General features: G+C 65.2%; 28 protein-coding genes. 19 read left to right on the plus strand and 9 right to left on the minus strand.

What is annotated here, in order from left to right; all coding sequences use genetic code 11:
- Window positions 1-99: 99 nt before the first annotated feature.
- A complete protein-coding gene (gene dapA / locus CH302_RS06325; protein ID WP_037189532.1) occupies window positions 100-1,008 on the plus strand; it encodes a 4-hydroxy-tetrahydrodipicolinate synthase in 909 nt (302 codons plus the stop codon).
- Window positions 1,009-1,115: 107 nt separating this feature from the next.
- Window positions 1,116-2,870: a ribonuclease J gene (locus CH302_RS06330; protein ID WP_037189531.1), complete on the plus strand. Its 1,755-nt coding sequence runs from the start codon at window positions 1,116-1,118 to the stop codon at window positions 2,868-2,870.
- A 31-nt stretch (window positions 2,871-2,901) separates the two neighbouring features.
- Here CH302_RS06330 and CH302_RS06335 read toward each other — a convergent pair whose 3' ends face one another.
- Window positions 2,902-3,681: a sulfite exporter TauE/SafE family protein gene (locus tag CH302_RS06335; RefSeq protein ID WP_037189530.1), complete on the minus strand. Its 780-nt coding sequence runs from the start codon at window positions 3,679-3,681 to the stop codon at window positions 2,902-2,904.
- 96 nt (window positions 3,682-3,777) lie between these two features.
- On the opposite strand from CH302_RS06335, the gene CH302_RS06340 reads away from it, so the two are divergent.
- Together CH302_RS06340 and CH302_RS06350 are read left to right on the plus strand one after the other, a co-directional pair.
- Window positions 3,778-4,401 (plus strand): TIGR03085 family metal-binding protein, encoded by a 624-nt coding sequence (locus CH302_RS06340; RefSeq protein WP_037190125.1) that lies wholly within the window; start codon window positions 3,778-3,780, stop codon window positions 4,399-4,401.
- 69 nt (window positions 4,402-4,470) lie between these two features.
- Window positions 4,471-7,158, plus strand: coding sequence for a DNA translocase FtsK (locus tag CH302_RS06350; protein ID WP_176460652.1), 2,688 nt, complete (start codon window positions 4,471-4,473; stop codon window positions 7,156-7,158).
- An 83-nt stretch (window positions 7,159-7,241) separates the two neighbouring features.
- Here CH302_RS06350 and CH302_RS06355 read toward each other — a convergent pair whose 3' ends face one another.
- Both CH302_RS06355 and CH302_RS06360 read right to left on the minus strand, forming a co-directional pair.
- Entirely contained in the window at window positions 7,242-7,526 is a 285-nt protein-coding gene (locus tag CH302_RS06355) for a YciI family protein (RefSeq protein ID WP_037189527.1), read from the minus strand.
- A 41-nt stretch (window positions 7,527-7,567) separates the two neighbouring features.
- The gene (locus tag CH302_RS06360) at window positions 7,568-8,155 is read right to left on the minus strand and encodes an amino-acid N-acetyltransferase (protein WP_230596219.1); all 588 of its coding nucleotides are present in this window, start codon (window positions 8,153-8,155) and stop codon (window positions 7,568-7,570) included.
- A 140-nt stretch (window positions 8,156-8,295) separates the two neighbouring features.
- Between CH302_RS06360 and pgsA the strand changes: the two genes are divergently transcribed.
- The 5 genes from pgsA to CH302_RS29945 all read left to right on the plus strand — a co-directional run bounded on the left by pgsA (window position 8,296) and on the right by CH302_RS29945 (window position 11,721).
- Complete coding sequence (gene pgsA, locus CH302_RS06365) at window positions 8,296-8,988, plus strand: CDP-diacylglycerol--glycerol-3-phosphate 3-phosphatidyltransferase (protein ID WP_371828425.1); 693 nt, start codon at window positions 8,296-8,298, stop codon at window positions 8,986-8,988.
- 252 nt (window positions 8,989-9,240) lie between these two features.
- Window positions 9,241-9,582 (plus strand): helix-turn-helix domain-containing protein, encoded by a 342-nt coding sequence (locus CH302_RS06370; RefSeq protein ID WP_032397883.1) that lies wholly within the window; start codon window positions 9,241-9,243, stop codon window positions 9,580-9,582.
- A 144-nt stretch (window positions 9,583-9,726) separates the two neighbouring features.
- Complete coding sequence (locus CH302_RS06375) at window positions 9,727-10,536, plus strand: PspA/IM30 family protein (protein ID WP_037189526.1); 810 nt, start codon at window positions 9,727-9,729, stop codon at window positions 10,534-10,536.
- Window positions 10,537-10,648: 112 nt separating this feature from the next.
- Window positions 10,649-11,449, plus strand: a complete 801-nt coding sequence (gene pspM, locus CH302_RS06380; protein WP_179274655.1) for a phage shock envelope stress response protein PspM — start codon at window positions 10,649-10,651, stop codon at window positions 11,447-11,449.
- A 98-nt stretch (window positions 11,450-11,547) separates the two neighbouring features.
- Window positions 11,548-11,721, plus strand: coding sequence for a hypothetical protein (locus CH302_RS29945; RefSeq protein ID WP_037190120.1), 174 nt, complete (start codon window positions 11,548-11,550; stop codon window positions 11,719-11,721).
- 14 nt (window positions 11,722-11,735) lie between these two features.
- Here the strand turns inward: CH302_RS29945 and CH302_RS06390 are convergent, their stop codons facing one another.
- Window positions 11,736-12,632 carry a diacylglycerol kinase gene (locus CH302_RS06390; protein ID WP_037189525.1) on the minus strand — a complete coding sequence of 299 codons (897 nt, stop codon included), beginning with the start codon at window positions 12,630-12,632 and terminating at the stop codon, window positions 11,736-11,738.
- A 223-nt stretch (window positions 12,633-12,855) separates the two neighbouring features.
- Between CH302_RS06390 and CH302_RS06395 the strand changes: the two genes are divergently transcribed.
- The 5 genes from CH302_RS06395 to CH302_RS06415 all read left to right on the plus strand — a co-directional run bounded on the left by CH302_RS06395 (window position 12,856) and on the right by CH302_RS06415 (window position 16,734).
- The gene (locus CH302_RS06395; protein WP_230596218.1) at window positions 12,856-13,494 is read left to right on the plus strand and encodes a TetR/AcrR family transcriptional regulator; all 639 of its coding nucleotides are present in this window, start codon (window positions 12,856-12,858) and stop codon (window positions 13,492-13,494) included.
- A gap of 68 nt (window positions 13,495-13,562) precedes the next feature.
- Window positions 13,563-14,735 (plus strand): glycosyltransferase, encoded by a 1,173-nt coding sequence (locus tag CH302_RS06400; RefSeq protein ID WP_141216605.1) that lies wholly within the window; start codon window positions 13,563-13,565, stop codon window positions 14,733-14,735.
- A gap of 10 nt (window positions 14,736-14,745) precedes the next feature.
- Entirely contained in the window at window positions 14,746-14,937 is a 192-nt protein-coding gene (locus tag CH302_RS06405; protein ID WP_037189524.1) for a DUF3046 domain-containing protein, read from the plus strand.
- A gap of 195 nt (window positions 14,938-15,132) precedes the next feature.
- The gene (recA, locus tag CH302_RS06410; RefSeq protein WP_037189523.1) at window positions 15,133-16,170 is read left to right on the plus strand and encodes a recombinase RecA; all 1,038 of its coding nucleotides are present in this window, start codon (window positions 15,133-15,135) and stop codon (window positions 16,168-16,170) included.
- 12 nt (window positions 16,171-16,182) lie between these two features.
- Window positions 16,183-16,734 (plus strand): regulatory protein RecX, encoded by a 552-nt coding sequence (locus CH302_RS06415; protein WP_037189522.1) that lies wholly within the window; start codon window positions 16,183-16,185, stop codon window positions 16,732-16,734.
- A gap of 106 nt (window positions 16,735-16,840) precedes the next feature.
- On the opposite strand, the gene CH302_RS06420 is transcribed toward CH302_RS06415, so the two are convergent.
- From CH302_RS06420 to CH302_RS06435, 4 genes are all read right to left on the minus strand, one after another.
- Window positions 16,841-17,713, minus strand: a complete 873-nt coding sequence (locus CH302_RS06420; RefSeq protein WP_037189521.1) for an amino acid ABC transporter permease — start codon at window positions 17,711-17,713, stop codon at window positions 16,841-16,843.
- On the minus strand, window positions 17,713-18,390 hold the full coding sequence (locus CH302_RS06425) for an amino acid ABC transporter permease (protein WP_094649903.1): 678 nt from the start codon (window positions 18,388-18,390) through the stop codon (window positions 17,713-17,715). Before CH302_RS06425 ends, CH302_RS06420 begins: the two co-directional genes overlap by 1 nt.
- Before the next feature lie 79 nt (window positions 18,391-18,469).
- Complete coding sequence (locus tag CH302_RS06430) at window positions 18,470-19,300, minus strand: glutamate ABC transporter substrate-binding protein (RefSeq protein ID WP_037189519.1); 831 nt, start codon at window positions 19,298-19,300, stop codon at window positions 18,470-18,472.
- 52 nt (window positions 19,301-19,352) lie between these two features.
- Window positions 19,353-20,081 (minus strand): amino acid ABC transporter ATP-binding protein, encoded by a 729-nt coding sequence (locus tag CH302_RS06435; RefSeq protein ID WP_176460667.1) that lies wholly within the window; start codon window positions 20,079-20,081, stop codon window positions 19,353-19,355.
- A gap of 264 nt (window positions 20,082-20,345) precedes the next feature.
- On the opposite strand from CH302_RS06435, the gene miaB reads away from it, so the two are divergent.
- Together miaB and CH302_RS06445 are read left to right on the plus strand one after the other, a co-directional pair.
- Window positions 20,346-21,881, plus strand: a complete 1,536-nt coding sequence (gene miaB, locus CH302_RS06440; protein ID WP_082323616.1) for a tRNA (N6-isopentenyl adenosine(37)-C2)-methylthiotransferase MiaB — start codon at window positions 20,346-20,348, stop codon at window positions 21,879-21,881.
- Complete coding sequence (locus tag CH302_RS06445; RefSeq protein ID WP_037190114.1) at window positions 21,878-22,465, plus strand: Rv2732c family membrane protein; 588 nt, start codon at window positions 21,878-21,880, stop codon at window positions 22,463-22,465. Before miaB ends, CH302_RS06445 begins: the two co-directional genes overlap by 4 nt.
- 73 nt (window positions 22,466-22,538) lie before the next feature.
- Here CH302_RS06445 and CH302_RS06450 read toward each other — a convergent pair whose 3' ends face one another.
- Window positions 22,539-24,026, minus strand: coding sequence for a DUF349 domain-containing protein (locus CH302_RS06450; RefSeq protein WP_230596217.1), 1,488 nt, complete (start codon window positions 24,024-24,026; stop codon window positions 22,539-22,541).
- Between the two features lie 151 nt (window positions 24,027-24,177).
- Here CH302_RS06450 and CH302_RS06455 point away from each other — a divergent pair, with 151 nt between their 5' ends.
- From CH302_RS06455 to dapF, 3 genes are read left to right on the plus strand one after another with little or no spacing between them, the layout of a single operon-like run.
- A complete protein-coding gene (locus tag CH302_RS06455; RefSeq protein ID WP_037190110.1) occupies window positions 24,178-24,900 on the plus strand; it encodes a class III extradiol dioxygenase subunit B-like domain-containing protein in 723 nt (240 codons plus the stop codon).
- Complete coding sequence (gene miaA, locus CH302_RS06460) at window positions 24,893-25,822, plus strand: tRNA (adenosine(37)-N6)-dimethylallyltransferase MiaA (protein WP_037189517.1); 930 nt, start codon at window positions 24,893-24,895, stop codon at window positions 25,820-25,822. Before CH302_RS06455 ends, miaA begins: the two co-directional genes overlap by 8 nt.
- 24 nt (window positions 25,823-25,846) lie before the next feature.
- Entirely contained in the window at window positions 25,847-26,716 is an 870-nt protein-coding gene (dapF, locus tag CH302_RS06465) for a diaminopimelate epimerase (protein ID WP_037189516.1), read from the plus strand.
- The last annotated feature ends 73 nt before the right edge of the window (window positions 26,717-26,789 follow it).

Raw genomic sequence — 26,789 nt, forward strand, 5'->3', positions numbered from 1 at the left:
GGCGAGGTTCGGTTGCGGCCGAGACCGGGTACACGTGGCGAGTGTCGGCGGGGAGTCCCGCTGCGCGAGAGTGGGTAAAGCACCGGGTAATCTGCTGCCATGACCTACGGTGACGCCGCTCCTTCCGTTGCGCCTGTGTTCGGTACGGTGCTCACCGCCATGGTGACCCCGTTCACAGCGGACGGTAAGTTGGATATCGATGCGGGCGTTCGGCTGGCACACCATCTCGTCGAGCAGGGCAACGACGGCTTGGTTCTGGCCGGAACGACGGGCGAATCGCCCACCACCACCGAGAACGAGAAGCTCGAACTGCTCCGCGCGGTAATCGCTGCGGTCGGCCATCGAGCTCGCATCATCGCCGGGGCAGGCAGCAACGACACCGCGCACAGCGTCGAACTCGCTCGTGACGCCGCCCGTGCAGGCGCACACGGTCTTCTGGTCGTCACCCCGTACTACTCTCGGCCACCACAGGCCGGCTTGTACGCACACTTCACCGCGGTCGCGAACGCCACCGACCTGCCCGTGATGCTCTACGACATTCCGCCGCGGTCGGTAGTCCCCATCGAGACCGAGACGTTGCGTCGGCTGGCCGAGCACCCCCGGATCCTCGCGGTCAAGGACGCCAAGGGAGATCTGAACGCAGGCGCGGAACTGATCGCCTCGACAGGCCTGCAGTTCTATTCCGGCGACGATCCACTGAACCTTCCCTGGCTCTCGGTCGGGGCGACGGGCTTCGTCAGTGTCATCGGCCACCTCGTTCCCTCTCGCCTCCGTGAGCTGCACACCGCCTTCATGATGGGTGACATCGCGCGGGCGCAGGCGATCAACGTCAGCCTCATTCCGGTCATTCGCTCGGTCGCACGCCTCGGCGGCGTCAGCGCCTCGAAGGCCGGCCTCCGCCTCATCGGAATCGATGTCGGCGAACCACGACTTCCCCAGGTGCCACCGAGCATCGACCACATCGAATTGCTCGCAGCAGAGCTGCGGGCGGCAGGAGTTCTTGTATGACACGACCGAACAGATCGCGCGGACGCGCAACCCGAAACGCCGGACCCCCCTCCGAGCGTCCGGCCCCGAAGCAGGGCCAACCGGCAGGGGCCAGGCAGGGCAAGCCGATGGTGCAGAACTCGGCGCGCACTCAGCGTCCCGACAAACGTCGTGAATTCGACCCGACGGAGCGTCTGGGTACACCTCCGAAGGCCCCGTTCAAGGGCCTGCGAGTGGTCGCGCTCGGCGGTATCGGCGAAATCGGTCGCAACATGACGGTGTTCGAGCATCAGGGCAAAATGCTGATTATCGACTGCGGCGTGCTCTTCCCCGAGGACCAGCAGCCGGGTGTCGACCTGATCCTGCCCGACTTCCGGCACATCGAGAACCGCATGGCCGACGTCGAGGCCGTGGTTCTGACACACGGTCACGAGGACCACATCGGTGCTGTCCCGTTCCTGCTTCGACTGCGTCCCGACCTGCCCGTCGTCGGATCCAAGTTCACCCTCGCGCTCGTCGCGGCCAAGTGCCGTGAGCACCGGTTGCGGCCGAACCTCGTCGAGGTCATCGAAGGTCAGCACACGCAGCACGGACCGTTCGACTGCGAGTACTTCGCGGTGAACCACTCGATTCCCGACGCGCTCGCCATTGCCATCAGAACCGACGCCGGTCTGGTGCTGCACACGGGTGACATCAAGCTCGATCAGCTGCCGCTCGACGGCCGGCTGACGGACCTGGCCGGCTTCTCGCGGCTCGGCGACGAGGGCGTCGACCTGTTTCTGGTCGACTCCACCAATGCCGAGGTGCCCGGATTCGTCACGCCCGAACGTGAGATCGGCGGAGTGCTCGACACCGTCATCGGCAAGGCGAAGCAGCGCGTCATCGTCGCGTCGTTCGCCAGTCACGTGCATCGCATCCAGCAGGTCATCGATGTCGCCGAGCGGTACAACCGTCGGGTGGCATTCGTCGGTCGGTCGATGGTCCGCAACATGCAGATCGCTCAGGATCTCGGCTATCTGCGTGTGCCCGACGGCCTCGAGGTCAATGTCGACACTGCCGCAACGCTTCCCGACGACCGGTTGGTACTGATCTCCACCGGTTCGCAGGGCGAGCCGCTGTCGGCGCTGTCCCGGATGGCTCGCGGCGAGCATCGCCAGATCAACGTCAAGGCTAACGATCTCGTGGTGCTGGCGTCCTCGCTCATCCCGGGCAACGAGAACTCGGTGTTCGCGGTGGTGAACGGCCTCGCCAAGCGTGGTGCGACCGTTGTGACGCAACAGAATGCGAAGGTTCACGTCTCGGGCCACGCCTCGGCCGGTGAGCTGCTGTACCTGTACAACGCGGTTCGACCCACCAATGCCATGCCGGTACACGGCGAGTGGCGTCACCTGCGCGCCAACGCGGCACTGGCCAAGGCGACGGGTGTCCCCGAGGAGCGTGTGGTGCTGGCCGAGGACGGCGTGGTCGTCGACATGGTCGACGGTCTCGCCGAGATCGTCGGACAGGTGCCCGTGGGGCATGTGTACGTCGACGGCCTCTCGGTCGGTGACGTCGGCGATTCGACGCTGTCCGATCGACTCGTACTGGGCGAGGGCGGATTCATCGCGATCAGCGTCGCCGTCGATTCGGCCACCGGACGTGCAGTGACCGCACCCGAGGTGTCCGGTCGCGGATTCTCCGACGATCCGGCCGCACTCAAGGAAGCCGGTCAGCTCGTCGAGTCGGAGTTGCAGCGTCTGGCGTCCGACGGCGTGTCCGATACGCACCGCATCGCGCAGGCTGTGCGTCGTGTCGTCGGTCGGTGGGTGGCGGACAAGTATCGCCGCAAGCCGATGATCGTTCCGACGATCATCGCGGTCAAGCCGCAACCGCAGTCGAACTAGGCGCGCCCGCAGCCGAACTGGACGCGATCGTCTAGACGAGTAGTCGCCAGAGTCCGATCAGACCGAGAACGACGATGGCACCACGCAGGGCCGCCGGCGAGAGCCGGCGGCCGTAGCGTGCTCCGACGGCTCCACCGATCAGGGAGCCGACCGCGATCAGTCCGGCTGCCTGCCAGCTGATGTCGTCGAATCGAAAGATCGTGTACGTCACCGCTGCAACGACATTGACGACCAGCGACAACAGATTCTTGGCTGCGTTCATCCGTTGCATGGTTTCGGGGAGCAGTGCACCCATCACTCCGATGAGCAGAATGCCCTGTGCCGCAGTGAAATAGCCGCCGTAGATTCCCACCAGCAGAGTGCCGCCGGTGACCAAGGCCATCCTGGTCCGGCTGATGTGGTTTGCGGCCTTGCCGGCGGCCTCCGATCGCCGCTTGGCCCAGGCCTGGATTCTCGGTTGTGCGACAACGAGAATCAGCGCACCGATGAGCAACACCGGGACCACTGCGGCGAAGACGGTTTCGGGTAGATGCAACAGCAGCCAGGCCCCGCCGAGGGCTCCGAAGAACGAGGCGGGCAACTGCCACCGCAGTCGATGCCACTGCCCGCGCAGTTCGCGGCGATAGCCCCACGTGCCCGAGACGCTCCCCGCGACCAGTCCCACCGCGTTGGACATGGTGGCGACCACCGGGGGGTAGCCGAATGCGACCAACGTCGGAAACGTGATCAACGTCCCGGAACCGACGACGGCGTTGATTGCTCCGGCTCCGAGTCCGGCGAGCAGGATGACGAGAATTTCCGATACCGGCACTGTTGGGAGGCTACCGACGCCTCGGGCGCGTCGAACATCGGGGAGTGTGGGGCCGGCGGGATGCCGTCGGTCGGCTCGGGACGTACCGTGGTCGGTGTGAGCCTTGCCCAGGATGAACGTTCTCAGCTGGTCCAGACCCTTCTCGACGTGGGTCCCGATGCGCCGACGCTGTGCGGTGAGTGGACAGCGGCAGATCTCGCAGCGCATCTCGTCGTCCGCGAGCGACGCCTGGACGCATCGCCTGGCATTTTTCTTTCTCCGCTCGCGGGGTACACGGAACGCGTCCAGCGTTCCGTGGCGAACAAGCCGTTCACGACAGTGGTGGAGGACGTGCGGACGGGGCCGCCCATCTGGTCGCCGTTCGCACTGCTGGATCCGCTGATCAATCTCGGCGAGATGTTCGTTCATCACGAGGATCTGCGCCGGGCAGGCGAGAACTGGACTCGGCGAGTGTTGCCCAGTGCGGTGGAGACCCGGCTCTGGCCACAGGTTCGTCTGGTGGGTCGGGGCGGTCACCGCTCCTCGCCCGTACCTGTCCACGTGCGCACTCCCGATGGCCGACGGGCGACGTTCAAGGGCGGCTCGGGTCCCGGCGTGACCGTGGTGGGGGAGCCGTCGGAACTACTGCTCTACGCGTTCGGACGCGACCGGATCGAGGTGCTGTACGAGGGTTCGGCAGACGACGTCGCTGCTGTGAAGGCGCTCGATCTGAGCTTCTGACACATTCACCTCCGCTGTTACTGGTGTTGCGGATGGTTTCGACGGGGCTGTTGCGACTAGCCTGGGGGCATGGCAGGAAAGACCAGCACCTCCACCGCCAGGGCCGGGTCCAGCGGATCCGGCTCCGCGCGCGCGTCCGGCACCGCCCGTAAATCCGGCGGCGGCCGTACCGCGCGCACCGTCACGACGCCGAAGAAGCCCACCGCGCCGCGCAACCCGGCGACGTCCCGCGCGAACGCATCCTCGCGTGGCAAGGCCCCCGCCAGGGGCGCGTCGACGGCTCGGCGGCCTGCGGCGAAGAAGAAGTCACGCGGTGCCCTCGACGCGATCGGGCGGGGCATCGCGTCCACCTGGTCGATGGCGGCGCGCGGAGTCGGTGCCACGACTCGGACGGTGAGCAAGGCCGCCGACATCGAACACGGCCACCGGCGGGACGGAATCGCCCTCGGACTCATCGCCGTCAGTGTTGTCGTCGCCGCGAGTGTGTGGCTGAGCGCCGGGGGACCGGTCGGCGAATGGATCGAGGTGGGCATCCGCGCCGTCATCGGTGAAGCCGGTTACGTCGCGCCCGTGCTCGGTGTCGCAATCGCTGTCGTTCTGATGCGCTCCGAACCACATCCCGAGGTACGGCCGCGCCTGGTCCTGGGATCGATTCTGCTCGGCCTGCCGATCCTCGGGCTGTGGCACATGGCCGCTGGTTCACCGACCGATGCCGCCGGCCGATCCGAGGGCGCAGGCTTCGTCGGATACGTGGCGGGTGGGCCCATCGCCGACGGCCTCACCGTATGGCTGGCCGTGCCGTTGTTGCTGCTCGCTGGGCTGTTCGGAGTACTTCTGCTCACCGGCACCACCGTCCGCGACGTACCCGATCGGATGCGTGCACTGTTCGGCACCGACAGTCGCGGCGACGAATACGACGAGTACGACCCGGCCGACTTCGGCTCCGAGTTCGGTGACGAGGGCTACGGCGACTACGACAGCAACTTCGACGCCGACGGGTATCCGGTCCACGGCGGCGCGGATCCCTACGACAACTACCCGACCGAGGAATACATCCCGGTCGCCAAGCCGCCACGCGCGCGCAAGACCCCACCACCCGAGGCCGCCACCGAGGTCATCACGCCTGCCGCGGCCGTTCCCACACCTGCCCCCGAGCCGGTCGCGCCCCCGCGGCCCAAGCCGAAGCCCATCGTGAAGGTCGCCGAACCGAAGCAGGCAGCCGAGGACGACAAGATCGTCGTCGATCGCGTCGTCGACGGGGATTACACGCTTCCGTCGCTGTCGCTACTGATCGACGGTGACCCGCCCAAGACCCGCAGCCAGGCCAACGACGCCATGATCGAGGCCATCTCCGAGGTACTCGAGCAGTTCAAGATCGATGCCGCGGTCACCGGTTTCACCCGCGGGCCCACGGTCACTCGCTACGAGGTGGAGCTGGGTCCCGGCGTCAAGGTCGAGAAGATCACCGCACTCGCACGCAACATCGCCTATGCGGTCGCGACCGACAACGTGCGCCTGTTGGCACCGATCCCGGGGAAGTCTGCGGTCGGTATCGAGGTGCCCAACTCGGACCGTGAGATGGTCCGCCTGGCGGACGTGCTGACTGCGCCGTCGACGCGAAAGGATCACCATCCACTGGTGATCGGACTCGGTAAGGACATCGAGGGCGACTTCGTCAGTGCCAACCTCGCGAAGATGCCTCACTTGCTGGTGGCCGGATCCACCGGTTCCGGTAAGTCCAGCTTCGTGAACTCGATGCTCGTCTCGCTGCTCGCACGGGCGACGCCGGACGAGGTCCGGATGATCCTGATCGACCCGAAGATGGTGGAGCTGACGCCCTACGAGGGCATTCCGCACCTCATCACCCCGATCATCACGCAGCCCAAGAAGGCTGCCGCGGCGCTGGCGTGGCTCGTCGAGGAGATGGAGCAGCGCTACCAGGACATGCAGATCAACAAGGTCCGTCACATCGACGACTTCAACAAGAAGGTGCGCTCCGGCGAGATCACCGCACCCCTGGGCAGCGAACGGGTGTATCGGCCGTACCCGTACATCCTCGCGATCGTCGACGAGCTGGCCGATCTCATGATGACCGCTCCCCGGGACGTCGAGGAAGCCATCGTGCGGATCACGCAGAAGGCGCGCGCAGCCGGCATCCACCTGGTGCTCGCCACCCAGCGTCCCTCCGTCGACGTCGTCACCGGTCTGATCAAGACGAACGTGCCGTCGCGTCTGGCCTTCGCCACCTCGTCGCTGACCGACTCCCGCGTCATCCTGGACCAGCCGGGCGCGGAGAAGCTGATCGGCATGGGCGACGCGCTCTTCCTGCCGATGGGTGCCGGTAAGCCGACGCGTCTGCAGGGTGCGTTCATCACCGACGAGGAAATCGCCGCCGTCGTCGACTTCGCCAAGAACCAGGCCGAGCCCGAGTACAACGACACTGTCACCGCAGCGAAGGTCTCGGACAAGAAGGACGTCGACCCCGACATCGGCGACGACCTCGACGTGCTGTTGCAGGCGGTCGAGCTGGTCGTGACGAGCCAGTTCGGTTCGACGTCGATGCTGCAGCGCAAGCTTCGAGTCGGCTTCGCCAAGGCCGGGCGATTGATGGACCTGATGGAGAATCGCGGAGTCGTCGGCCCGAGTGAGGGATCGAAGGCCCGCGAGGTGCTCGTCAAACCGGACGAGCTCGACGGTCTGCTGTGGTCGATCAAGGGCGGCGACCCGGACGAGCAGCCCGCGTCGGACGAGTTCTGACGCTCCCGGTCGGGGTGAATGGACCATTGCAGCCGTCTCGGCGGTGCAGTGGTCCATTCACGCGAACCGGGTGATCGGAAAGATCAGGACGTGAAGGTGCCCATGACGGGCGTCCACTCGTGGAACGTCGCCGACTCGATCAGGTTCTCCACCGCGAACGGGTCCTGTGCGAACAGCGTTTCGACGGTGGCGGCATCCGGGCCGTCCACCAGCAGCAGCGCCCCGCTGCCATCGGCGTACGGTCCGCTCGACACCAGGGTCTTCTGCTCGAGCAGATCGGCCAGCCAGGCGCGGTGGGCTGCGCGATGTGTGTCGCGTCCGTCCGTGGTGGTGGGTGAGTAGGTGTAGCTGACGGCGATCAGGGGCATGGAGCTCTCTTCCGGATTCGAGGGGTGATCCAAGAATTCTGTCAGAGCGACAGCAGCATCCGCGTGTTGCCCAGAGTGTTCGGTTTGACGTAACTCAGGTCGAGGAACTCCGCCACGCCGGTGTCGTACGAACGGCACATCTCCGCGTAGACCTCGGCCGTCACGGGGGTTCCGTCGATCTCGGCAAACCCGTGTCGGGAGAAGAAGTCCACCTCGAACGTCAGCACGAACACCTTCTGCAGTGCCAGATCACGAGCGACCTCGATCAGTTTGGCGACGATCAGGTGGCCTGCACCGTGCCCCTTCGCGGCGGGATCGACCGCGACCGTGCGAACCTCGCCGAGATCGGCCCACAGCACGTGCAACGCACCGCAGCCGATGATCTCGCCGTCACGCTCGGCGATCCAGAACTCCTGCACCGCCTCGTACAGGGTGACGAGATTCTTCTCGAGCAGAATGCGTCCGGCGTAGATGTCGATCAAACGCTTGATCTCGGGGATGTCAGAGGTCCTGGCGCGACGCACGACGAGGGTGCCGTCGCCGGCGGAGCCACGGTCCGCGATGTCGGAATGCACGTCGGATTCGGGGTCTGCGATGTCGCGACTCGCCCGATTCGGCCCAGAAGTCATGGGGTGAACAGTAGTCAGTACCTCAACCGATAAACTTTTCGTGTGTCGCTTCGTGAGCTGTGTCCCCGTCTCGGCGGATCGGTGCTGCGCAAAAGCCGACACACCGACCGGTACGTCTTCGACGGTTCGCGGGTGTGCCGATGAGTGGGCCGGTTGCGCCTGGTCACGGCGTTCCATCCAGTGGTGAGATCCCGAACGATCGCGCCTCCGGCACAGGGGAGACTCCGCGCAAGTCGGGGCTGCCCCACGGCAATGCCATCTCCGGTGGACCGGACGAAGTGCCGTTGCTCAACATCGCGAACGTTCTCACGGTGCTCCGAATCGCACTGGTTCCGGTTTTTCTCGCAGCGCTGTTCGTCGGCGACGGCCAGGACACGTCGTGGCGACTGGCGGCAACCGCGATCTTCGCCGCTGCTGCCATCACCGACCGGATCGACGGTCAGTTGGCCCGCAAGTACGGTCTCGTCACCGATTTCGGGAAGATGGCCGACCCCATCGCGGACAAGGCGCTGATCGGTGCCGCGCTCGTCGGACTGTCGATGTTGGGCGATCTGTCGTGGTGGGTGACGGTGATCATCGGGGTGCGGGAGATCGGTATCACCGCCGTGCGGTTCGCCGTCATCCGGCACGGCGTCATCCCCGCAGGCCGCGGCGGCAAGGTGAAGACTCTGGTGCAGACGTTCGCGATAGGGGTGTACCTGTGCCCACTGCCGAGCGTCGTGGACCCGGTGGCGGTTGCGTTGATGGCGCTGGCGGTACTGCTCACGGTGTACACCGGCCTGGACTACGTGGTGCAGGCCGTTCGCCTGCGCCGAGGCGTGACCTCGACGTGAATCGTCCCGACGTGACCTCGACAGCGGCCATGTCGAACGGGAGCGAGCAGGCCGACGATTCGGCGAGATACAGTCTTGGCAGCCGTGTCGGAGCAACTTCGGCGCGTGTTGGAGTGAACGGGCATATAGGGTCGGGAACCAATCGGACCGGCTGGGACGTTGAACATCGTGACGGCTCCGGACGAACGAGATATGAACGTTGTCGTCTCGACGGCACAGACGTCGGCACGAACACCAACGAGGAGGAGCGAGATGGCGCTGCTATTGCGTGAAGCACTCGGCGACAGTTTGCGGCGTACTCGCGTCGCACAGAGCCGAACCCTGCGTGAAGTCTCGAACACCGCACGCGTCAGCCTCGGATACCTCTCCGAGGTGGAACGCGGTCGCAAGGAGGCGTCGAGTGAACTCCTCGCCGCGATCTGCGACGCCCTCGCCGTCCCGCTCTCGGACGTCATGAGCGATGTCAGTGTGACACTGTCCGACGCCTCCACCGCCGCCGCGCGGCTCGACGAGGCAGCGGTCGCCACCCGCATCGACGGCGATACTCGCGTCGTGATTCCGGCACCTGCTGCCAGAGCTCTCGCCGCCGCCTAAGATCGGAAAAGTACTCAGTTTCCACTCCTGATCCAGACCACGCACCCGACTTTCACAGCACGGACAGGTTCATTTCGGTCACTGCGAGAGCAGCCGACCCGTACGCGGCCACCGCGGCGCAACAGATGGAGGCAGGACCACCCCATGGCTAATCCTTTCGTCAAAGCCTGGAAGTACATGATGGCGCTCTTCAATTCCAAGATCGACGAGAAGGCCGACCCCAAAGTTCAGATTCAGCAGGCGATCGAAGACGCGCAGCGGCAGCATCAGGCACTGTCCCAGCAGGCCGCGTCCGTCATCGGTAATCAGCGCCAGCTCGAGATGAAGCTCAGCCGGCAGCTGGACGAGGTCGAGAAGCTCAACGCCAACGCACGGCAAGCGGTGACGCTGGCCGATCAGGCCGCCACCGCGGGCGACATCGAGAAGGCCACGCAGTACACGAACGCAGCCGAGGCCTTCGCCGCGCAGTTGGTCACCGCCGAGCAGAGCGTCGAGGACCTGAAGGTCCTGCACGACCAGTCTCTGCAGGCGGCCACTCAGGCCAAGAAGGCCGTCGAGCAGAACGCCATGGCTCTGCAGTCGAAGGTCGCAGAACGCACCAAGCTTCTCAGCCAGCTCGAGCAGGCGAAGATGCAGGAAAAGGTCAGCGAGTCCCTGCGGTCGATGGACAGCACCCTGTCCGCGCCCGGAAACACCCCGAGCCTCGACGCCGTACGCGACAAGATCGAGCGTCGCTACGCCGATGCCCTTGGATCGGCGGAGCTGGCTCAGAACTCGGTCTCCGGTCGCATGATGGAGGTCCAGCAGGCATCCGTGCAGATGGCGGGCCACAGCCGCCTGGAGCAGATCCGCGCTTCGATGGCAGGCGACTCGCTGCCGTCCGGCAACGCCGCGGCGAAGCCCTCGATTGCCAAGTCCCCGGACGCGACGCCCGAGCCTCCGGCTCAGGCGTAGATCGACCTGACGAACAGCTCGGTCGTCCGACAAGAGCGTCGACATGGGTAGAAGAGAACACGAATCCGGCCGGTCGCGTAAGCGGCCGGCCGTTTCGCTCGATCGAGAGGCCGTGACCTCAGCCGTCACCGAGTCCGGCGCGGTGGTGAGGTCTCTGGCGGAATCCGCTCGTAGTGTCGGTACCTCGATTCTCGACGCCGCCGGACGTCGAAGAGACCCGCGCGTCAAGCATCTGAAGAAGATTCGCCGCGCCAGACGACGCGGAATCAGGTTCGGTGCCGCGTCCACGACGACCGCGGTGGGAACTGCGGGGATGGCCGTGCTGTCGGCCCCGGAGTGGACATTGTTCGTGGGCGGCGGTAGCGCTGCCCTGATGGCCGTACCGGCGGCATTCGCGGTGACGCGGTTGCGGCGTCTTCGAGCCCAACCGGTCCCCGTTGGCCTACCGACCAAGCGTGTGTCGCCGCAGCGCGGATCCGCCGCGTACGAGTCGATGACTCGACTGGCCGGTGCCGAGCAGAGTCTGTTCGAGTTGTTGGGGATCCTGGCGAGGTCCGAGACGATCGGTGCCGACGACGTCGAGGAGATGATCGGTGTGACGTCCGATGCAGCCCGCGGTCTCGAAGGAGTGGCCGTGGACATCGCCGCTCTGGAACGTGCGGGGGCAGCGAGCGCTGTGACCCGCGAGCATCTGCGCGGCGGAATAGCCTCGGCTGCAGCCGAACTCGCTACCGGGGTCGATCAGTACGAGCAGCTCGTCGCTGCGGCCGCGCGGATGACCGGACCAGCTGGATCGGTGTCGGCGACGGTCGTGGAATCGCATCGACGCGAGCTGCTGTCGGCGACGGATCGATTGCAGGGATGGGCCGAGGCGCTCACCGAGATCGACGCTATCCGGGCCCGACACCGCTGAGACAATTCAGGGTTCACCCCGATGTGCTCGTCGCGCTCGGGTGCCAGTATCGAAGTACGCGATACGACACGGTGCGCGGCGACACGGTAGGAGCACTCATGTTCTGGAAAGTACTGGGATTCATCGTTCTGATCTGGATTGCGCTTGCGCTTCTGGGCACCATCATCAAGGGTGTCTTCTGGCTCGTGGTTGCAGGCGCGATCGTGTTGGGGCTGGTGTGGCTGTACAAGGCAATCTCCTCGAACGACGACCGTTCGTCGCTGAAGTTCTGACCCAGCCGTCAGGTTCACCCTCGAGGTGCAGAACCCCGATCGACGAACACTCGAAGTGCCCGCGGTACGCAGCGAGCGGTGACAGGTAGTTCCGCGACGCGCTCACCGTCCGCGTAGGCGATGATTCCGTCGCACCGCAGGGTGACCTGCGTCGAGGTGTATGTATCGACCTCGGGCAGGTCGATGTGTGTTCCCCGATAGAGAGTCGGCGACAGAGTGAGCAGTCGCGTCCGACTCACCCCGCGAACGACGGTGACATCGAGCAGACCGTCGTCCACCCGCGCGGCAGGGCACACGACCATGCCGCCTCCGTAACTCCTGCCGTTTCCGACCGCCACCAAGGTGGCGTCCAGACGAAGCTCGGCATCGTCCAGTTCGATGACGTACGGGAGCTTTCGGAGTGACGCCAGCTGCAGCATCATGGCCGCGTTGTACCGGAGAGGTCCACGCGGCCAGCGCAGTCGAATGGCCCTCTCGGTGACCAGCGAGTCGAAACCACTGGAGAGGACGGTGGCGAACCAGCGCTCGCCTGTTCGTCCGAGATCGATTGCGCGCGTGACATTGTCGGCAACGATGTCGGCTGCGCGAGCAGGATCGTCGAGAGGCAGTCCCAGGGTTCGTGCCAGATCGTTGCCGGTGCCGGCCGGGATCAGGCCCATCGGGACATCGGTGTCGGCGAGCACTTGAACGACGAGATTGACGAGCCCGTCGCCGCCGACCGCGACCACGGCCTCCGTACCGCTGCCGACGGCCTTCTCCAGCAATGTCAACGCGTCCCCGGGGGTGCGGCCCTCGATGGTCGTCACGTGCAGTTCCCGCTCCCGCAGTCGCGCCACGGCGCTCCGTCCGGCATGCCCTGCCCGCCCACCGCCGGCCATCGGATTGGTCAACACCGTCACCGATCGGGTCATGGCCGCACCGATTCGTCTGTCACATCGATCAGCTTGCCAGGGTTGACGATTGCCGTGGTGGTGACCGAGGCGATTCGTGGCCGAATGCCTCCGGCATGCATCGCGCATGCGTGATATCGGTGACTTTCGGGCCGAATGTGCGTGTAACCGTGAGGTACTGTAACGAAAGAGACTGTTGTCGCTTGAAGTTCAGTACTTTTGTCCGAATTGCGAAGGGTGGCACGTGATCGAGCAGCCGGTGTCGAGTCTTGCCTCGTCCGAGCCCCCCCAATCGTCTTCCCGAACCGATGCTCCCGAGAAATCGGTCGAAGACACCGTTCTCGACGCGGCCAAGTCCTGCATCCTCGAACACGGAGTGAAGCGCACGACCTTGGCAGAGATCGCGCGTCGCGCCAAGGTCAGCAGGCCCACCGTGTACCGGAGATGGGCCGATACACGAGCAGTGGTGTCGAGCCTGCTCACTCGTGAGATCGGTGCCCTGATCCCGAGTTTCGACGCCACCGCGTCGGCTCGCGATCAGCTCGTGACTGCCGTCGGTGAAGTAGCGGACCGCATTCGGCTCCATCCGCTGTTCGTCAAGATTCTGCGTTCCGATTCCGACGTACTCGCCACCTACATTCTGCATCGACTCGGAACCAGTCAGGCCCTGATCATCGACGCACTGTCTTCCTTGGTCGTTGCCGGACAACGTGATTCCTCGATCCGTGCGGGGGATCCCACCACGCTGGCCACGCTGGTGCTCCTGATGGTGCAGTCCGCGGTGCAGTCCGCGGAGATGGTGTCCGAGCGTGTCTCCGGTAGCGAGGTGACCCGCCAGATGGCGTATGCAGTGGACAGTTACCTCCGGCCCGAGACTGCGTGAACGAGGCTGCGTCGACCTGATCTCGGCACACGTCGAGCAGTACGGCTCGAGTGTGGCACGCTGGGTTCGTGCGAGTAGCAGTGGTGGCCGGGCCCGATCCGGGGCATGCCTTTCCGGCAATCGCGCTGTCTCTGCTCTTCCGTGCGGCGGGCGACGAACCGATCCTCTTCACCGGTAGCCGGTGGGTACCCGACGCGCACGCCGCGGGGCTACGTGCGCTTCCTTTGGGTGGTCTTGCGCCGCGGCCGGAAGACGACGATCTCGATGCCGGACAACGTATCCACTCACGGGCGGCGTTCGTCTCGACCGAGTTGCTGCCCGACCTCGAGCGGGAGAACGTCGATCTCGTCGTGTCCGACATCCTGACCGCAGGGGGCGGCATGGCGGCCGAGCGGCTCGGTATCCCCTGGGTCGAGCTCTCGCCCCATCCACTGTATTCGCCCTCGAAAGGGTTGCCTCCCATCGGAAGTGGCCTGGCTCCGGGTACCGGTGTTCGTGGCAGGCTGCGCGATACCGTGATGCGTGCGTTGACGGCACGCTCGATCGCTCAGGGGCGAGCTCAGCGGTCCACAGCGCGGACGAGCATCGGGCTGCCTGCCGAGGATCCGGGCCCGGCGGCTCGGCTCGTCGCCACGATCCCGGCGCTCGAGGTGCACCGCCCCGACTGGCCGAAGGACGCACACGTGGTCGGCCCTCTGCTGTGGGAACCGACGGACGACCTGCTCGATACTCCGGACGGCTCGTCAGCGCTGGTGATGGTCGCGCCGTCGACAGCGTTCACCGGAGCGGAAGGAATGCTCGAGATGGCGTTGAAAGGGTTGGACGGCAGGGGAGTCCGGGTCGTTGCCTCCGTTCTCGACGGCGGCCCCGACGTACTCCCGAGCTGGGCGAACGCAGGTCTGGGCCGGCAGGACGAACTGCTGCGCCGTGCCGATGTGGTGGTGTGCGGCGGTGGTCACGGCATGCTGGCCAAGGCGCTCATTCACGGTGTTCCGGTGGTGACCGTACCCGGCGGTGGTGATCAGTGGGAGCTGGCGAATCGGGCTGCCCGGCAGGGGAGTGCCGTCATCGTGCGGCCCCCGACGCCGACCTCGATCGCCGACGCGGTGGCCACCGTACTGTCCGATCCGCGCTTCTCCCGGGCGGCGGAGACGGCGGCGGACGGGGCGAAGTCCGTCGAGGATCCGGTGTCCGTCTGCCATCGGGTGCTCGCCCGCAGCGCTCCACGGCGCGGGCGTTAGGGTTGTCGTTGTGCGTCTGACCGAATTTCGTGAACTGCTCACCGAGGAGTTCGGCTCCGTTCGAGGCAATTCCTTGCTGACCGATCATGTGCTGTCCGGGATCGGACGGACCGGGGCTCAGGCCATCGAGGAGGGCGTCGACCCGAGAGAAGTGTGGCGCTCGATCTGCTACGAGTTCGACGTTCCGAAAGAACGCTGGTAGCTCCGTAGGTTGGATCGAGTTCGATCGGCGTGTCGAACGTCGCGGTAGTTGACTCGAACACGTGTTCCCCTATGCTGGTGTCAACGGTTGCTGAGCGGTCCAGAGAAACTTCTTGTCGGTACCCCGTTCTAGCGTTACCGACGACAAAGCTGATCGACACGACACAGCTGAACGACACGACACAGGGAGCTCACGATGGCTGCATACGATCGCGACAAAGCGCTCGATCTCGCACTCGCGCAGATCGACAAGAACTTCGGCAAGGGTTCGGTGATGCGCCTCGGTGACGAGGTCCGCCAGCCCATCGCCGTCATCCCCACAGGATCGATCGCGCTCGATGTGGCACTCGGCATCGGAGGGTTGCCGCGTGGACGTGTCATCGAGGTCTACGGCCCGGAGTCCTCGGGTAAGACCACCGTTGCCTTGCACGCGGTGGCCAGTGCTCAGCGGGCAGGCGGCATCGCTGCCTTCATCGACGCGGAGCACGCACTGGATCCGGACTACGCGAAGAAGCTCGGTGTCGACACCGATGCACTGCTGGTCTCACAGCCCGATACCGGTGAGCAGGCTCTCGAGATCGCTGACATGCTGATCCGTTCGGGTGCACTCGATATCCTCGTGATCGACTCGGTGGCCGCACTCGTACCGCGCGCCGAGATCGAAGGCGAGATGGGTGACAGTCACGTGGGTCTGCAGGCCCGCCTGATGAGCCAGGCGCTGCGCAAGATCACCGGCGCGATGAGCAACTCCGGTACCACCGTGATCTTCATCAACCAGCTGCGCGAGAAGATCGGCGTCATGTTCGGTTCTCCCGAAACCACCACCGGTGGTAAGGCATTGAAGTTCTACGCCTCGGTTCGCCTCGACATCCGCCGCATCGAGACCCTGAAGGACGGAACCGACGCCATCGGTAACCGCACCCGTGTCAAGGTGGTCAAGAACAAGGTCGCGCCGCCGTTCAAGCAGGCCGAGTTCGACATCATCTACGGCAAGGGCATCAGCCGCGAGGGCTCGTTGATCGACATGGGCGTCGAGCACGGCTTCATCCGTAAGTCGGGTTCGTGGTTCACCTATGAGGGCGATCAGCTCGGCCAGGGCAAGGAGAACGCTCGCAAGTTCATGCTCGAGAACCCCGATGTGCGGGACGAGATCGAGAAGAAGATCATGGAGAAGCTGCAGATCGGCGCGGACGTCACCGCAGAGGATCCCGCAGCTGCTCCGGTCGACTTCTAGCCTGTCGTCGCTGTGCAGCAGCGAGACGAAGGCGGCGGCACCGAAGCGCAGGCGAAAGATGTCTGCCTTCGGTTGCTGACCGACCGAGCGCGTAGCAGGCACGAACTCGAAGCCAGCCTGGCCAAGAAGGGATTCACCACCGAGATCGCCAACGCCGTTCTCGACCGGCTCGAGAAGGCCAAATTGGTCGACGACGAGTCGTTCGCGCAGCAGTGGGTCCAATCTCGGCACAAGTACTCCGGCAAGGGAAAACGTGCACTGAGCATGGAGCTCCGCAACAAGGGAGTCAGCAACGAACTCGCAGTGCACGCACTGGATCTGATCGATGCCGACGACGAGCGCCACCGTGCAGGTGAACTGGTACGCAAGCGATTCCGCACGCTGCAGCTGCCGAACCCGAGTGGGCCGGATGCCCGCGCTGAGCGGGACAAGGTGGTCCGAAAACTGGTCGGTATGCTCGCGCGCCGTGGCTACTCGCAAGGAATGGCATTTGCGGTGGTCAAAGAAGAACTCGACCGCGCAGGTGCAGACACCGAAGACTTCGACGGCCCCGACACGATGTGATCGTCCACCTCGAGCCGGTGCCGTCGAGAAACAGTAAGGCCCGCAACACCATCGGTGTTGCGGGCCTTACTCGTCGAAGGCTTACTCGGTTGCCGCCGACGCGAGGTCAGGCTGCCTGACCACCGTCGAGAGCCGGCACAACAGCAGTCGCCCCCGCCTTGCGCTTACGAGAACGCAGGCGACGTTCGACCACGGTGGCAAGCTTCGTCAACCCAGAGTTGATGATGATCATGATCACGGCGACGATGATCAGCGACGGCAGGTAGTTGCTGTAGAACGCACCCACCTGTTGACCCGACCGCACCACTTCGACGTAACCGATCACGTAGCCCAACGCCGAGTCCTTCAGCGCGACCACCATCTGCGAGATGATCGCAGGCAACATCGCGGTGACGGCCTGGGGGAGCAGAACCAGCAACATGACCTGGCTCTTGCGCATTCCGAGAGCCGACGCTGCTTCCCGCTGACCCTTGGGCAACGAATTGACACCGGCACGCACGATCTCTGCGATGACGGAACCGTTGTACAGCGTCAGGCCCGTGACCACTGCAGCCAAGGCAAGGTACTTGACCTTGAAGACCTCGTAGTCGGCGTACACCGCGTACAGGAAGATCATCAGAATCAGCACGGGGACAGCGCGGAACAATTCGACGATCGCGCCGCTGACGATGCGTACCGCGCGGTGATCCGAGAGGCGGCCGATGCCGAGGACAGCACCGAGAATCAAAGCGAACACGATCGACAGCGCGGCCGCGACGAGAGTTCCCTGAATGCCGGGCAACAGATACGTTGTCCACGTGGTCGATTCGAGGAACGGATCCCACTTCTCCGCGGTCAACTGCCCTTTGGAATCGAGTGCCCGGTAGATCAGAAACGCGATTCCCAGTGAGACGACGGCAACGACCACTGTCAGAATGCGGTACCGCAGTACTGCTTTCGGCCCTGGAACGTCGTACAGAACTGCTACTGCATCACTCATCATGACACCGCCAATCGCTTGCTGATGTAGCCGAACAGCAACCCGGTCGGGAGCGTCAGGATCATGAAACCGAGCGCGAAGATGCCGCCGACCACGAAGATCGCGGCCTCGTTCTCGATCATGTTCTTCATCAGGAACGACGCCTCGGCGACGCCGATGACCGATGCGATGGTCGTGTTCTTGGTCAACGCGATCACGACGCTGCCGAGAGGTCCGACCACGGCTCGGAATGCCTGTGGAAGAACGACGATGGAGATGTTCTGGGTGAACGTCATGCCCAGCGATCGGCCCGCTTCGGCCTGACCGACCGGGACGGTGTTGATTCCCGACCGCAGAGATTCGGCGACGAACGATGCGGTGTAGATGCTCAGACCGAGGACTGCCAGACGAAAGTTGTTGTCGTCGAGGCCCGTCGGGGACGACTGAGATGCCAGAGAGACACCCATCGTCTGGAACAGGCCGAACGAGGTGAAGAGGATGACCAGGGTCAACGGGGTGTTACGAAAGATGGTGACGTACGTCGCGGCTATGCCACGTGCGATCGGGATGGGAGACACCCGCATCGCGGCAACGATCGTTCCGATGACCAGCGCGCCGACGAGGGAGGCCAACGTCAGGTAGATGGTCGAGAGGAACGCGTCGATCAATTGATCGCCGTACTTGCTCAATAGGTTCACGGTGCTTGTTGATCCTCACGGCTCGGCGAGATCGAACCGTCGTGTTCCGCGTGCACGCGGAACACGACGACAGGGTCGATCAGTAGCGGTCGACGGTGGGCGGGGTCGGCAGCGGGTAGCCCGACGCGCCCACGGTGTCGTTGAACGCCTGCTCCCAGGCACCGCTCGAGACCATCTCTTCGATGGCGTCGTTGATCTGGTTGCGTCCGTCGGTGTCGTCCTTGTTCAGGCCGATGCCGTAGTTCTCGGTCGTGAACGGCTCGCCGACCACCTTGAACTGACCCGGAGACTGCGCGGCGTAGCCCGCGAGGATGATGTCGTCCGTGGTGACGGCGTCGACAGTGCCGTTGCGCAGTGCTTCCACACAGGCGGAGTAGGTGTCGAACGGCTGGAGCTGCACACCCGGGTACTCGTCGGCGATGTTCTGGGCCGGGGTGGAGCCGGTGACGGAGCACAGACGCTTGCCCTCGAGCGAATCGGCACCGGTGATGTCGGTGTTGTCCTGGCTGACCAGCAGCGACTGGCCCGCTACGAAGTACGGTCCGGCGAAACCGACCTTTTCCTTGCGGGTGTCGGTGATCGAGTAGGTGGCGACGATGTAGTCGACCTCACCGTTTTCGATCAGGGTCTCGCGCTGAGCGGAGGGAGACTCCTTGAATTCGATGTTGGCCTCGTCGACACCGAGCTGACCGGCGACGTACTTGGCCACCTCGACGTCGAATCCGCTGAACGTGCCGTCCGGATTACGGAGACCGAGGCCGGGCTGGTCGAATTTGATGCCGACGATGAGGTTGCCGGATTCGGCGCTGGTCGAGATGGTGCGTGCTTCCTCGCCGCCGCCGCAGGCAGTGGCGACGATGGAAAGAGCGGCGATGGCGACACCGAAGCGAAGCGGTCGGGTGATTCTCACAGTGGATGTCCTTCGGTTGAGTCGTGTGTACGGGGACGAGCGGTGAATCGGGTCAGTGGCCGAGGATCTTGCCCAGGAAGTCCTTGGCTCGCTCGGACTTGGGGGATTTGAAGAACGTCTCCGGATCGGTGTCCTCGACGACGGCTCCGTCGGCCATGAAGATGACGCGGTCGCCTGCCTTGCGGGCGAAGCCCATCTCGTGGGTGACGACGAGCATCGTCATGCCCTCCCTGGCGAGCGAGGTCATCACGTCGAGTACCTCGTTGACCATTTCGGGGTCGAGTGCCGAGGTGGGCTCGTCGAAGAGCATCACCTTGGGATTCATGGCGAGTGATCGCGCGATGGCGACGCGCTGCTGCTGACCACCGGACAGCTGAGCGGGATACTTGTCTGCCTGGTTGGCGATGCCCACGCGCTCGAGGAGGGCCAGGGCGCTCTTCTCTGCCTCGTCCTTCTTCTGCTTGCGCACCTTCATCGGCGCGAGCATGACGTTCTGCAGAATGGTCTTGTGCGCGAACAGGTTGAACGACTGGAACACCATGCCCACGTCGGCACGCAGTGCGGCCAGGGCCTTGCCCTCGGCGGGGAGCAGGTCTCCGTCGACTTCGATGGCACCGGAGTCGATCGGCTCCAACCGGTTGATCGTCCGGCACAGGGTCGACTTGCCCGATCCGGAAGGACCAACGACGATGACGACCTGTCCGGCCGGCACTTCCAGGTTGATGTCCTTGAGGACGTGCAGATCACCGAAATGTTTGTCGACGGATTTGAGCGAGATCATCGAGGGTGCGCCCGGCGGGGGTGTCGATGCCGGCGCGTCGGTGGCGTGCGTCATAGATCGAAACCCTATGCGTAGTTTCCTCGCTGACCGGTGTTTTCGCCCGTCATCTTCGATTATGTAATGGAAACTTTACTGACGGTCTGCATCGGCCCTGGACAGTCTCCGGTGGGGCTCTCGACCCCGGCGTGTCGGTCGGTGCGATGGACGTACCCTGGAGGGGTGCAAACGAGTGTTTTTCCGACCGTGGACGTGACCGAGCACGGGGTGTCCGAGCCCGTACCGTTCACCGACGGGTCGGCGACGAGTCCCCGCAGCTACGAGGTGCGTACGCACGGTTGCCAGATGAACGTCCACGATTCGGAGCGGTTGTCCGGGTTGCTCGAGGAAGCCGGCTACGTTCCTGCGGACGCAGGGACCGACGCAGATCTGGTCGTGTTCAACACGTGCGCGGTGCGCGAGAACGCCGACAACAAGCTGTACGGCAACCTCGGTATGTTGAGGCCTGCGAAGACGCGGAACCCCAACATGCAGATCGCCGTGGGCGGTTGCCTGGCGCAGAAGGACCGCAACACCGTCGTGGAGAAGGCACCGTGGGTCGACGTCGTCTTCGGTACCCACAACATCGGGTCGCTGCCGGTACTGCTCGAGCGCGCCCGGCACAACGAACAGGCGCAGGTCGAGATTCTCGAATCCCTCGAGGCCTTCCCGTCCACCCTGCCCGCGAAACGAGAATCGACATACGCGGGTTGGGTGTCGATCTCGGTGGGCTGCAACAACACCTGCACGTTCTGTATCGTTCCGGCCCTGCGCGGCAAGGAGATCGACCGCAGGCCGGGCGACATCCTGGCCGAGGTACAGGCATTGGTGGATCAGGGCGTGCTCGAGGTGACGCTGCTCGGCCAGAACGTCAATGCATACGGTGCCTCGTTCGCCGATCCGGACATGCCCCGTGATCGCGGCGCGTTCGCCTCGCTGCTGACCGCATGCGGTTCGATCGAAGGTCTCGAGCGCGTGCGCTTCACGTCTCCGCACCCGGCCGAGTTCACCGACGACGTCATCGAGGCGATGGCGTCGACCCCGAACATCTGCCCCACCCTGCACATGCCGCTGCAGTCCGGATCGGACCGAATCCTCAAAGCGATGCGCAGGTCCTACCGGCAGAGCAAGTTCATGGGCATCATCGACAAGGTCCGCGAGGCCATGCCCCACGCGGCTGTCACCACCGACATCATCGTCGGTTTCCCGGGTGAGACCGAAGAGGATTTCCAGCAGACCCTCGATGTGGTGCGCCGCGCGAAGTTTGCCAACGCCTACACCTTCCAGTACTCCAAGCGTCCGGGCACCCCGGCCGCCGACATGCCCGACCAGGTACCCAAAGAGGTTGTGCAGGAACGGTATCTACGCCTGATCGCGTTGCAGGAAGAGATCGTTCTCGCTGCCAACCAGGCGCTGATCGGTACCGAGGTCGAACTGCTCGTCGCCACCGGTAAAGGCCGGAAGAACGCGGCAACGCATAGGATGAGCGGCCGAGCACGGGACGGTCGACTCGTACACTTCGCCGTCGACGCCGACAGGGCGAGCGGGATTCGCCCGGGTGACGTCGTCACGACCACGCTGACGGCCGCCGCTCCGTACCACCTCATCGCCGATGCCGGCGTGCTCACCCACCGCCGTACGGCAGCTGGAGACGCCCACGAACGCGGAGTGATGCCCAAGACGGCACCGATCGGCGTCGGCCTCGGACTTCCCTCGATCGGCGCACCGGCGCCGCTACCGGTAGAGACAGGATGCACCGCATGACCAACACAGACGGACCCGATCGCGTCGTACCCTCTCGATCCGCAGAGGAACTCGGACGAACGGAAAGAGCGGTGATGACCGAGCTGGACCCGGGAGCCCGGGCCATGGTCGTGGCCGGGCTGGTGCTGGTCCTGCTGGTCACGTTCGCGTTGCCGCACACCGGATCGGCCAGCGGGTTCGACGTGCTCACGGGCAGCGATGCCGCAGTTGCAGAATCAATCGCGCTGCCGTCGCGCGTCTTCGTGATGCTGGTGCTGACGTTCGGCGTGGTGATGTCGGTGCTCGCGCTCGTCACCCGTATATGGGCGCTGGCCTGGGCCGCCCTCGCTGGGTGTGCGGTGTCGTCGGTGTACGGAATGTTCTCGATCTGGACGCGGCAGACCGTGCCGGACAACCTGCAAGGTGCCGGACCGGGGATCGGCCTGATCATCGCGTGGATCGCCGTCATCGCACTGACGTTCCACTGGCTCAAGGCCGTGTGGAACAAGACGAACGCCCAGCTCGCCGCTCAGGAGCAGCGACGCATCGCCGCCGCGTCGGGTGAGCAGAAGTTGCGACTGTGGGACGGCCACTCGGCCCCGTAGGCCCGAACGGCCGCCCCCGGCCAGGAGTGGAGTCAGCGAAACGACTCCGGCCGAATCGAGCGCGACCGGCGAATCACAACTCGTCGACGGCGCTCTCGGCTGCGTCGGCCCACTCGCGCCACTGCTGCGCCTGTGCAAGCGCACGCTCGGCGTCCTTGGTCTTGCCTGCTGCAGTCGCCTTCGCGGCCTGATCCTCGAACTGAGCCACCCGCTCGCGGAACTGCGCGGCGCGGGCGACGGCCTCGGGGTCGGAACGACGCCACTGCGACTCCACCGCGTCGTGGACGGACTTCTCGATCGCCCTCAGCTTGCCTTCGAGTTCCTGCATCTTCTCGCGCGGAACCTTGCCGATGGCATCCCACTTGTCCTGCAGGTCGCGCAGTGCCGAACGAGCAGCATCGAGGTCCTTGCTCGGATCGATGTGAGTCTTGGCCAGCAGGGCTTCCTTGGCCTCGGCGTTGGACTCGAACTCGGCGTCCCGCTCGGACGCCGCAGCGTTGCGGGCAGCGAAGAACACGTCCTGCGCGGCCTTGAAGTTCTTCCACAGTGCGTCGTCGGCATCGCGTGGGGCGCGACCGGATGCCTTCCACTCCACCAGTAGATCGCGGAACGCGGCTGCGGTGGGACCCCAATCCGTGGACGACGACAAGGCCTTGGCCCGCTCGACCAGTTCTTCCTTACGGGTCTTGGCCGCACCGCGCTCACGATCGAGATCGGCGAAGTGTGCGCCGCGGCGACGGTTGAAGTTCTCCCGTGCCTTGGAGTAGCGCTTCCACAGAGCGTCGTCGATCTTGCGGTCGACCCCGCGGATCGTCTTCCACTCGTCGAGGATTTCGCGGAGTCGATCTCCCGCGTGCTTCCACTGGGTCGATTCGCTGCCGATCTGCTCGGCTTCGACTGCAAGTGCTTCCTTGCGTGCAGTGTGCTCGGCGCGTTCGAGCTCCTTCTCGTGCTTGGCCACCGCTGCTGCAGCGTCCGAATGCTCGACGACCGCGTCGAGTCGCCTGGCGAGCAGATCGAGGTCGCCGATCACCGCCGCCGTGGGCAGGCTCTCGAGGAGTGCGGACGCTGCGGCCTTGGTCTTCTTGGCATCGCCCGTACCGGAGGTCAATCGGGCTTCGAGCAGACCGACCTCGGTGGCCAGATCGTCGTAGCGCCGACCGAAATGCGCGAGTCCTTCCGCTGCGTCTCCGGCCTGCCAGGACCCGATCTGCCGTTCGCCGTCGGAGGTGGTCACCCACGCGGTGCCGTCGTCGTCGACTCGGCCGAACTTGCTGGGATCACTCGCCGGGGCGACCGTCGGGATCGCGGTGGGGACGTGGGAGGGGGTCGGGTGAGGTTTGGCACCGGCCGAACCACCGGGACGCGGAGCGCCTGTACCAGGGCCGCCGGGCTTGGGTCCACCACCTGGCTTCGGTCCACCGCCCGGCTTGGGTCCACCTCCGGGCCTTGGTCCGCCGTGGCTCACCGCATCGGGCGCGGTGGCACCGGGGTTCTGGGCGGGTGCGTCCGAGGGTGCAGCCTCGGGGGTGGTGGGGGTGCCGGCGTTCGGGTCGGTCATTGTTCCTCATCTCTGCCGCGCGTCACGGCTGCCTCAATCGCGATCTGGACACCATTGAACTAGGTGACGACCGATCGGACCATTGAAACAGCTCAGACGACTCGAGGTGGACTCGTCCGGCCAAGTCGCGTCACCGACTAGCGTGGTGCTCGTGTTTCGTGTCGCGGCCCTGGTGCCCTCTCCACCGTTGCTGGTCCCCGAATTGATGGGCGCGAGGGCGGCCGAAACAGCCGATCTTCGGACCGCCGCCGTCGGCGCGACGACACACCTGGCGTCGACGGTCGACCGCTGGATGGCAGTCGGCGTCGATCGCACGTCCTCCACGTACGGCGAGGCCACGGTCGGCACGTTGCGGGGCTTCGGAGTCGACGTGGCGGTGGGACTGTCGGGCGGCACAGCGCAGACTGCAGCAGACCCGGATCTGCCGCTGGCCGTTCTGATCGCCGGGTGGCTACGAGGAGTGGCTGCGCCCGACGATGCGGTCGAGGTCCGCACGATCCCGGCCGATGCGAGTACCGGGTGGTGCGCCGAGTTCGGCGAGGAGCTGCGCCGAGAGCTCGACGCATCTGCGGAGAGCTGGGGCGTTCTGGTGCTGGCAGACGGGGCGAACACCCTGACTCCGAAGGCCCCCGGATCGTTCGACGAGCGCGCGGAGGAGCTCCAGCGCAGCATCGACGATGCCCTCGCGACGGCCGACGTCGATACTCTGGCGGGTCTGGATGTGGACCTGTGCGCATCGCTCGGTGTCGGCGGCCGAGCGGCGTGGCAGGTGCTGGCAGCGCTCGCCGGAACCGATGCGACCACGACGACCGAGCTCTACCGCGGTGCGCCCTTCGGGGTCGGATACTTCGTGGGGACCTGGTCTCGTGACTGACGGGGCGAGCGATCGTGCCACGACTCCGATCGCGATCATCGGGCCGACGGCCACGGGAAAATCCGATCTGGCTCTCGATCTGGCCGAGGAATTCGGCGGCGAAATCGTCAACATCGACGCGATGCAGCAGTACCGGGGGATGGACATCGGCACCGCGAAACTGCCCGTCGCGGAGCGGCGAGGAATTCCGCACCATCAACTCGATGTGCTCGAGGTCACCGACATCGCTACCGTCGCGCGGTATCAAGAAGCTGCGGTCGCCGACGTCGAGGACATCAGATCGCGCGGATTGCGACCGATCGTCGTCGGCGGATCGATGATGTACGTGCAATCGCTGCTCGACGAGTGGGCCTTTCCGGCCACCGACCCCGTCGTCCGAGCGAAATGGGAAGCAGTCCTCGAACGCGACGGTGTCGAGGAGATCCATCGCGCGTTGACGGCGGCCGACCCCGAAGCCGCCGCGTCCATTCTGCCCACCGACGGTCGTCGCATGGTCCGCGCGCTGGAGGTGGTGGAGCTGACGGGGCAGCCGTTCGCGGCGTCGGCACCGAAGATCGGTGAACCACGTTGGGGCACAGTGATATTGGGTGTCGATCGCGACACCGTCGAACTGGACGAGCGGATCGCCGAGCGCACTCGGCTGATGTTCGAGACCGGACTGCTCGACGAGGTGGACGGGCTGCTCGCCCTGGGACTGCGTGAGGGCGTCACCGCGTCGCGCGCGATCGGGTACGCGCAGGCTCTCGATGTGCTGGCGGGGGAGTACGACGTCGAGTTCGCTCGCGAACGGACGTTCATCGGAACCAGACGCTACGTGCGACGCCAACGATCGTGGTTTCGCCGCGACGAACGCGTCCGTTGGCTCGACGGCACCTCGCCCACGCTGATGTCGGACGCCCTGTCCGCGATCGACCCCTCGTAGCCGAGCCCACGTAGACTCGCGGCCATGGAATTCGCCAAAGGCCACGGAACTCAGAACGACTTCGTCGTACTGCCGGATCCGGCAGCCGAGCTCGAACTCACCAGGTCGGCGGTCTCGGTGTTGTGCGATCGACGCCAGGGTCTCGGTGCCGACGGCATTCTGCGCGTCGCGCGGGCCGGTGTGCTCCGAGATGCAGGCGTACTCGATCGAATTCCGTCGGGTGTCGAGCCCGACGACTGGTTCATGGACTACCGCAACGGCGACGGCACCATTGCCGAGATGTGCGGTAACGGTGTCCGTGTGTTCGCGCACTACCTTCGGGTGCGCGATCTCGAACAACGCGACCAGTTCGTGGTGGGTTCACGGGCCGGCGCACGCGCTGTGACCGTCCACTCGTTCGACGACACCGACGCCGATGTCACCGTGGCGATGGGCGACGTCACGCTGATGGGCTCGAGCTCGGTGACGCTTGCAGGCGGAACGTACGAGGGCGTCGGCATCGACGTCGGGAATCCTCATCTGGCCTGTGTCGACGGTGCGTTGACGCGCGAATCTCTCCGCGCTCTCGACTTGTCCGCGCCGCCGACACTGGACTCCGAGTTCTTTCCCCACGGTGCGAACGTCGAGATCCTGACCAGGCTCGACGACGGCGGCGTCGAGATGCGCGTGTTCGAGCGCGGTGTCGGGGAGACGCGATCGTGTGGCACCGGAACAGTGGCGGCGGCCGCGGCCGCTCTGTCCTTCGAGGGCCTCGAGACCGGTGAGGTGAGTGTCGGTGTGCTCGGCGGTCGGGTACGTGTGAACATCGATCACGTCGGGGCCACCCTGCGCGGACCATCGGTGCTGCTGGCCCGCGGTGAGATCGACGACCGGTGGCTGAAGGCGCAGTCCTGACGATCGCACGGACCTCGGTCTCGGCGTGGACCGAAACCCGCGTGCATACGCTGGGGTTTTCGTGGATCATGGA

The organism is Rhodococcus sp. 15-2388-1-1a (assembly GCF_002259145.1).
Lineage (GTDB): Bacteria > Actinomycetota > Actinomycetes > Mycobacteriales > Mycobacteriaceae > Rhodococcoides.

Coding starts and splice junctions, on each gene's coding strand:
- dapA (WP_037189532.1), top strand. CDS start 100: ATGACCTACGGTGACGCCGCTCCTTCCGTTGCGCCTGTGTTCGGTACG.
- CH302_RS06330 (WP_037189531.1), top strand. CDS start 1,116: ATGGTGCAGAACTCGGCGCGCACTCAGCGTCCCGACAAACGTCGTGAA.
- CH302_RS06350 (WP_176460652.1), top strand. CDS start 4,471: ATGGCAGGAAAGACCAGCACCTCCACCGCCAGGGCCGGGTCCAGCGGA.
- CH302_RS06355 (WP_037189527.1), bottom strand. CDS start 7,526: ATGCCCCTGATCGCCGTCAGCTACACCTACTCACCCACCACCACGGAC.
- CH302_RS06360 (WP_230596219.1), bottom strand. CDS start 8,155: ATGACTTCTGGGCCGAATCGGGCGAGTCGCGACATCGCAGACCCCGAA.
- pgsA (WP_371828425.1), top strand. CDS start 8,296: ATGAGTGGGCCGGTTGCGCCTGGTCACGGCGTTCCATCCAGTGGTGAG.
- CH302_RS06370 (WP_032397883.1), top strand. CDS start 9,241: ATGGCGCTGCTATTGCGTGAAGCACTCGGCGACAGTTTGCGGCGTACT.
- CH302_RS06375 (WP_037189526.1), top strand. CDS start 9,727: ATGGCTAATCCTTTCGTCAAAGCCTGGAAGTACATGATGGCGCTCTTC.
- CH302_RS29945 (WP_037190120.1), top strand. CDS start 11,548: ATGTTCTGGAAAGTACTGGGATTCATCGTTCTGATCTGGATTGCGCTT.
- CH302_RS06390 (WP_037189525.1), bottom strand. CDS start 12,632: ATGACCCGATCGGTGACGGTGTTGACCAATCCGATGGCCGGCGGTGGG.
- recA (WP_037189523.1), top strand. CDS start 15,133: ATGGCTGCATACGATCGCGACAAAGCGCTCGATCTCGCACTCGCGCAG.
- CH302_RS06420 (WP_037189521.1), bottom strand. CDS start 17,713: ATGAGTGATGCAGTAGCAGTTCTGTACGACGTTCCAGGGCCGAAAGCA.
- CH302_RS06435 (WP_176460667.1), bottom strand. CDS start 20,081: ATGATCTCGCTCAAATCCGTCGACAAACATTTCGGTGATCTGCACGTC.
- CH302_RS06445 (WP_037190114.1), top strand. CDS start 21,878: ATGACCAACACAGACGGACCCGATCGCGTCGTACCCTCTCGATCCGCA.
- CH302_RS06450 (WP_230596217.1), bottom strand. CDS start 24,026: ATGACCGACCCGAACGCCGGCACCCCCACCACCCCCGAGGCTGCACCC.
- dapF (WP_037189516.1), top strand. CDS start 25,847: ATGGAATTCGCCAAAGGCCACGGAACTCAGAACGACTTCGTCGTACTG.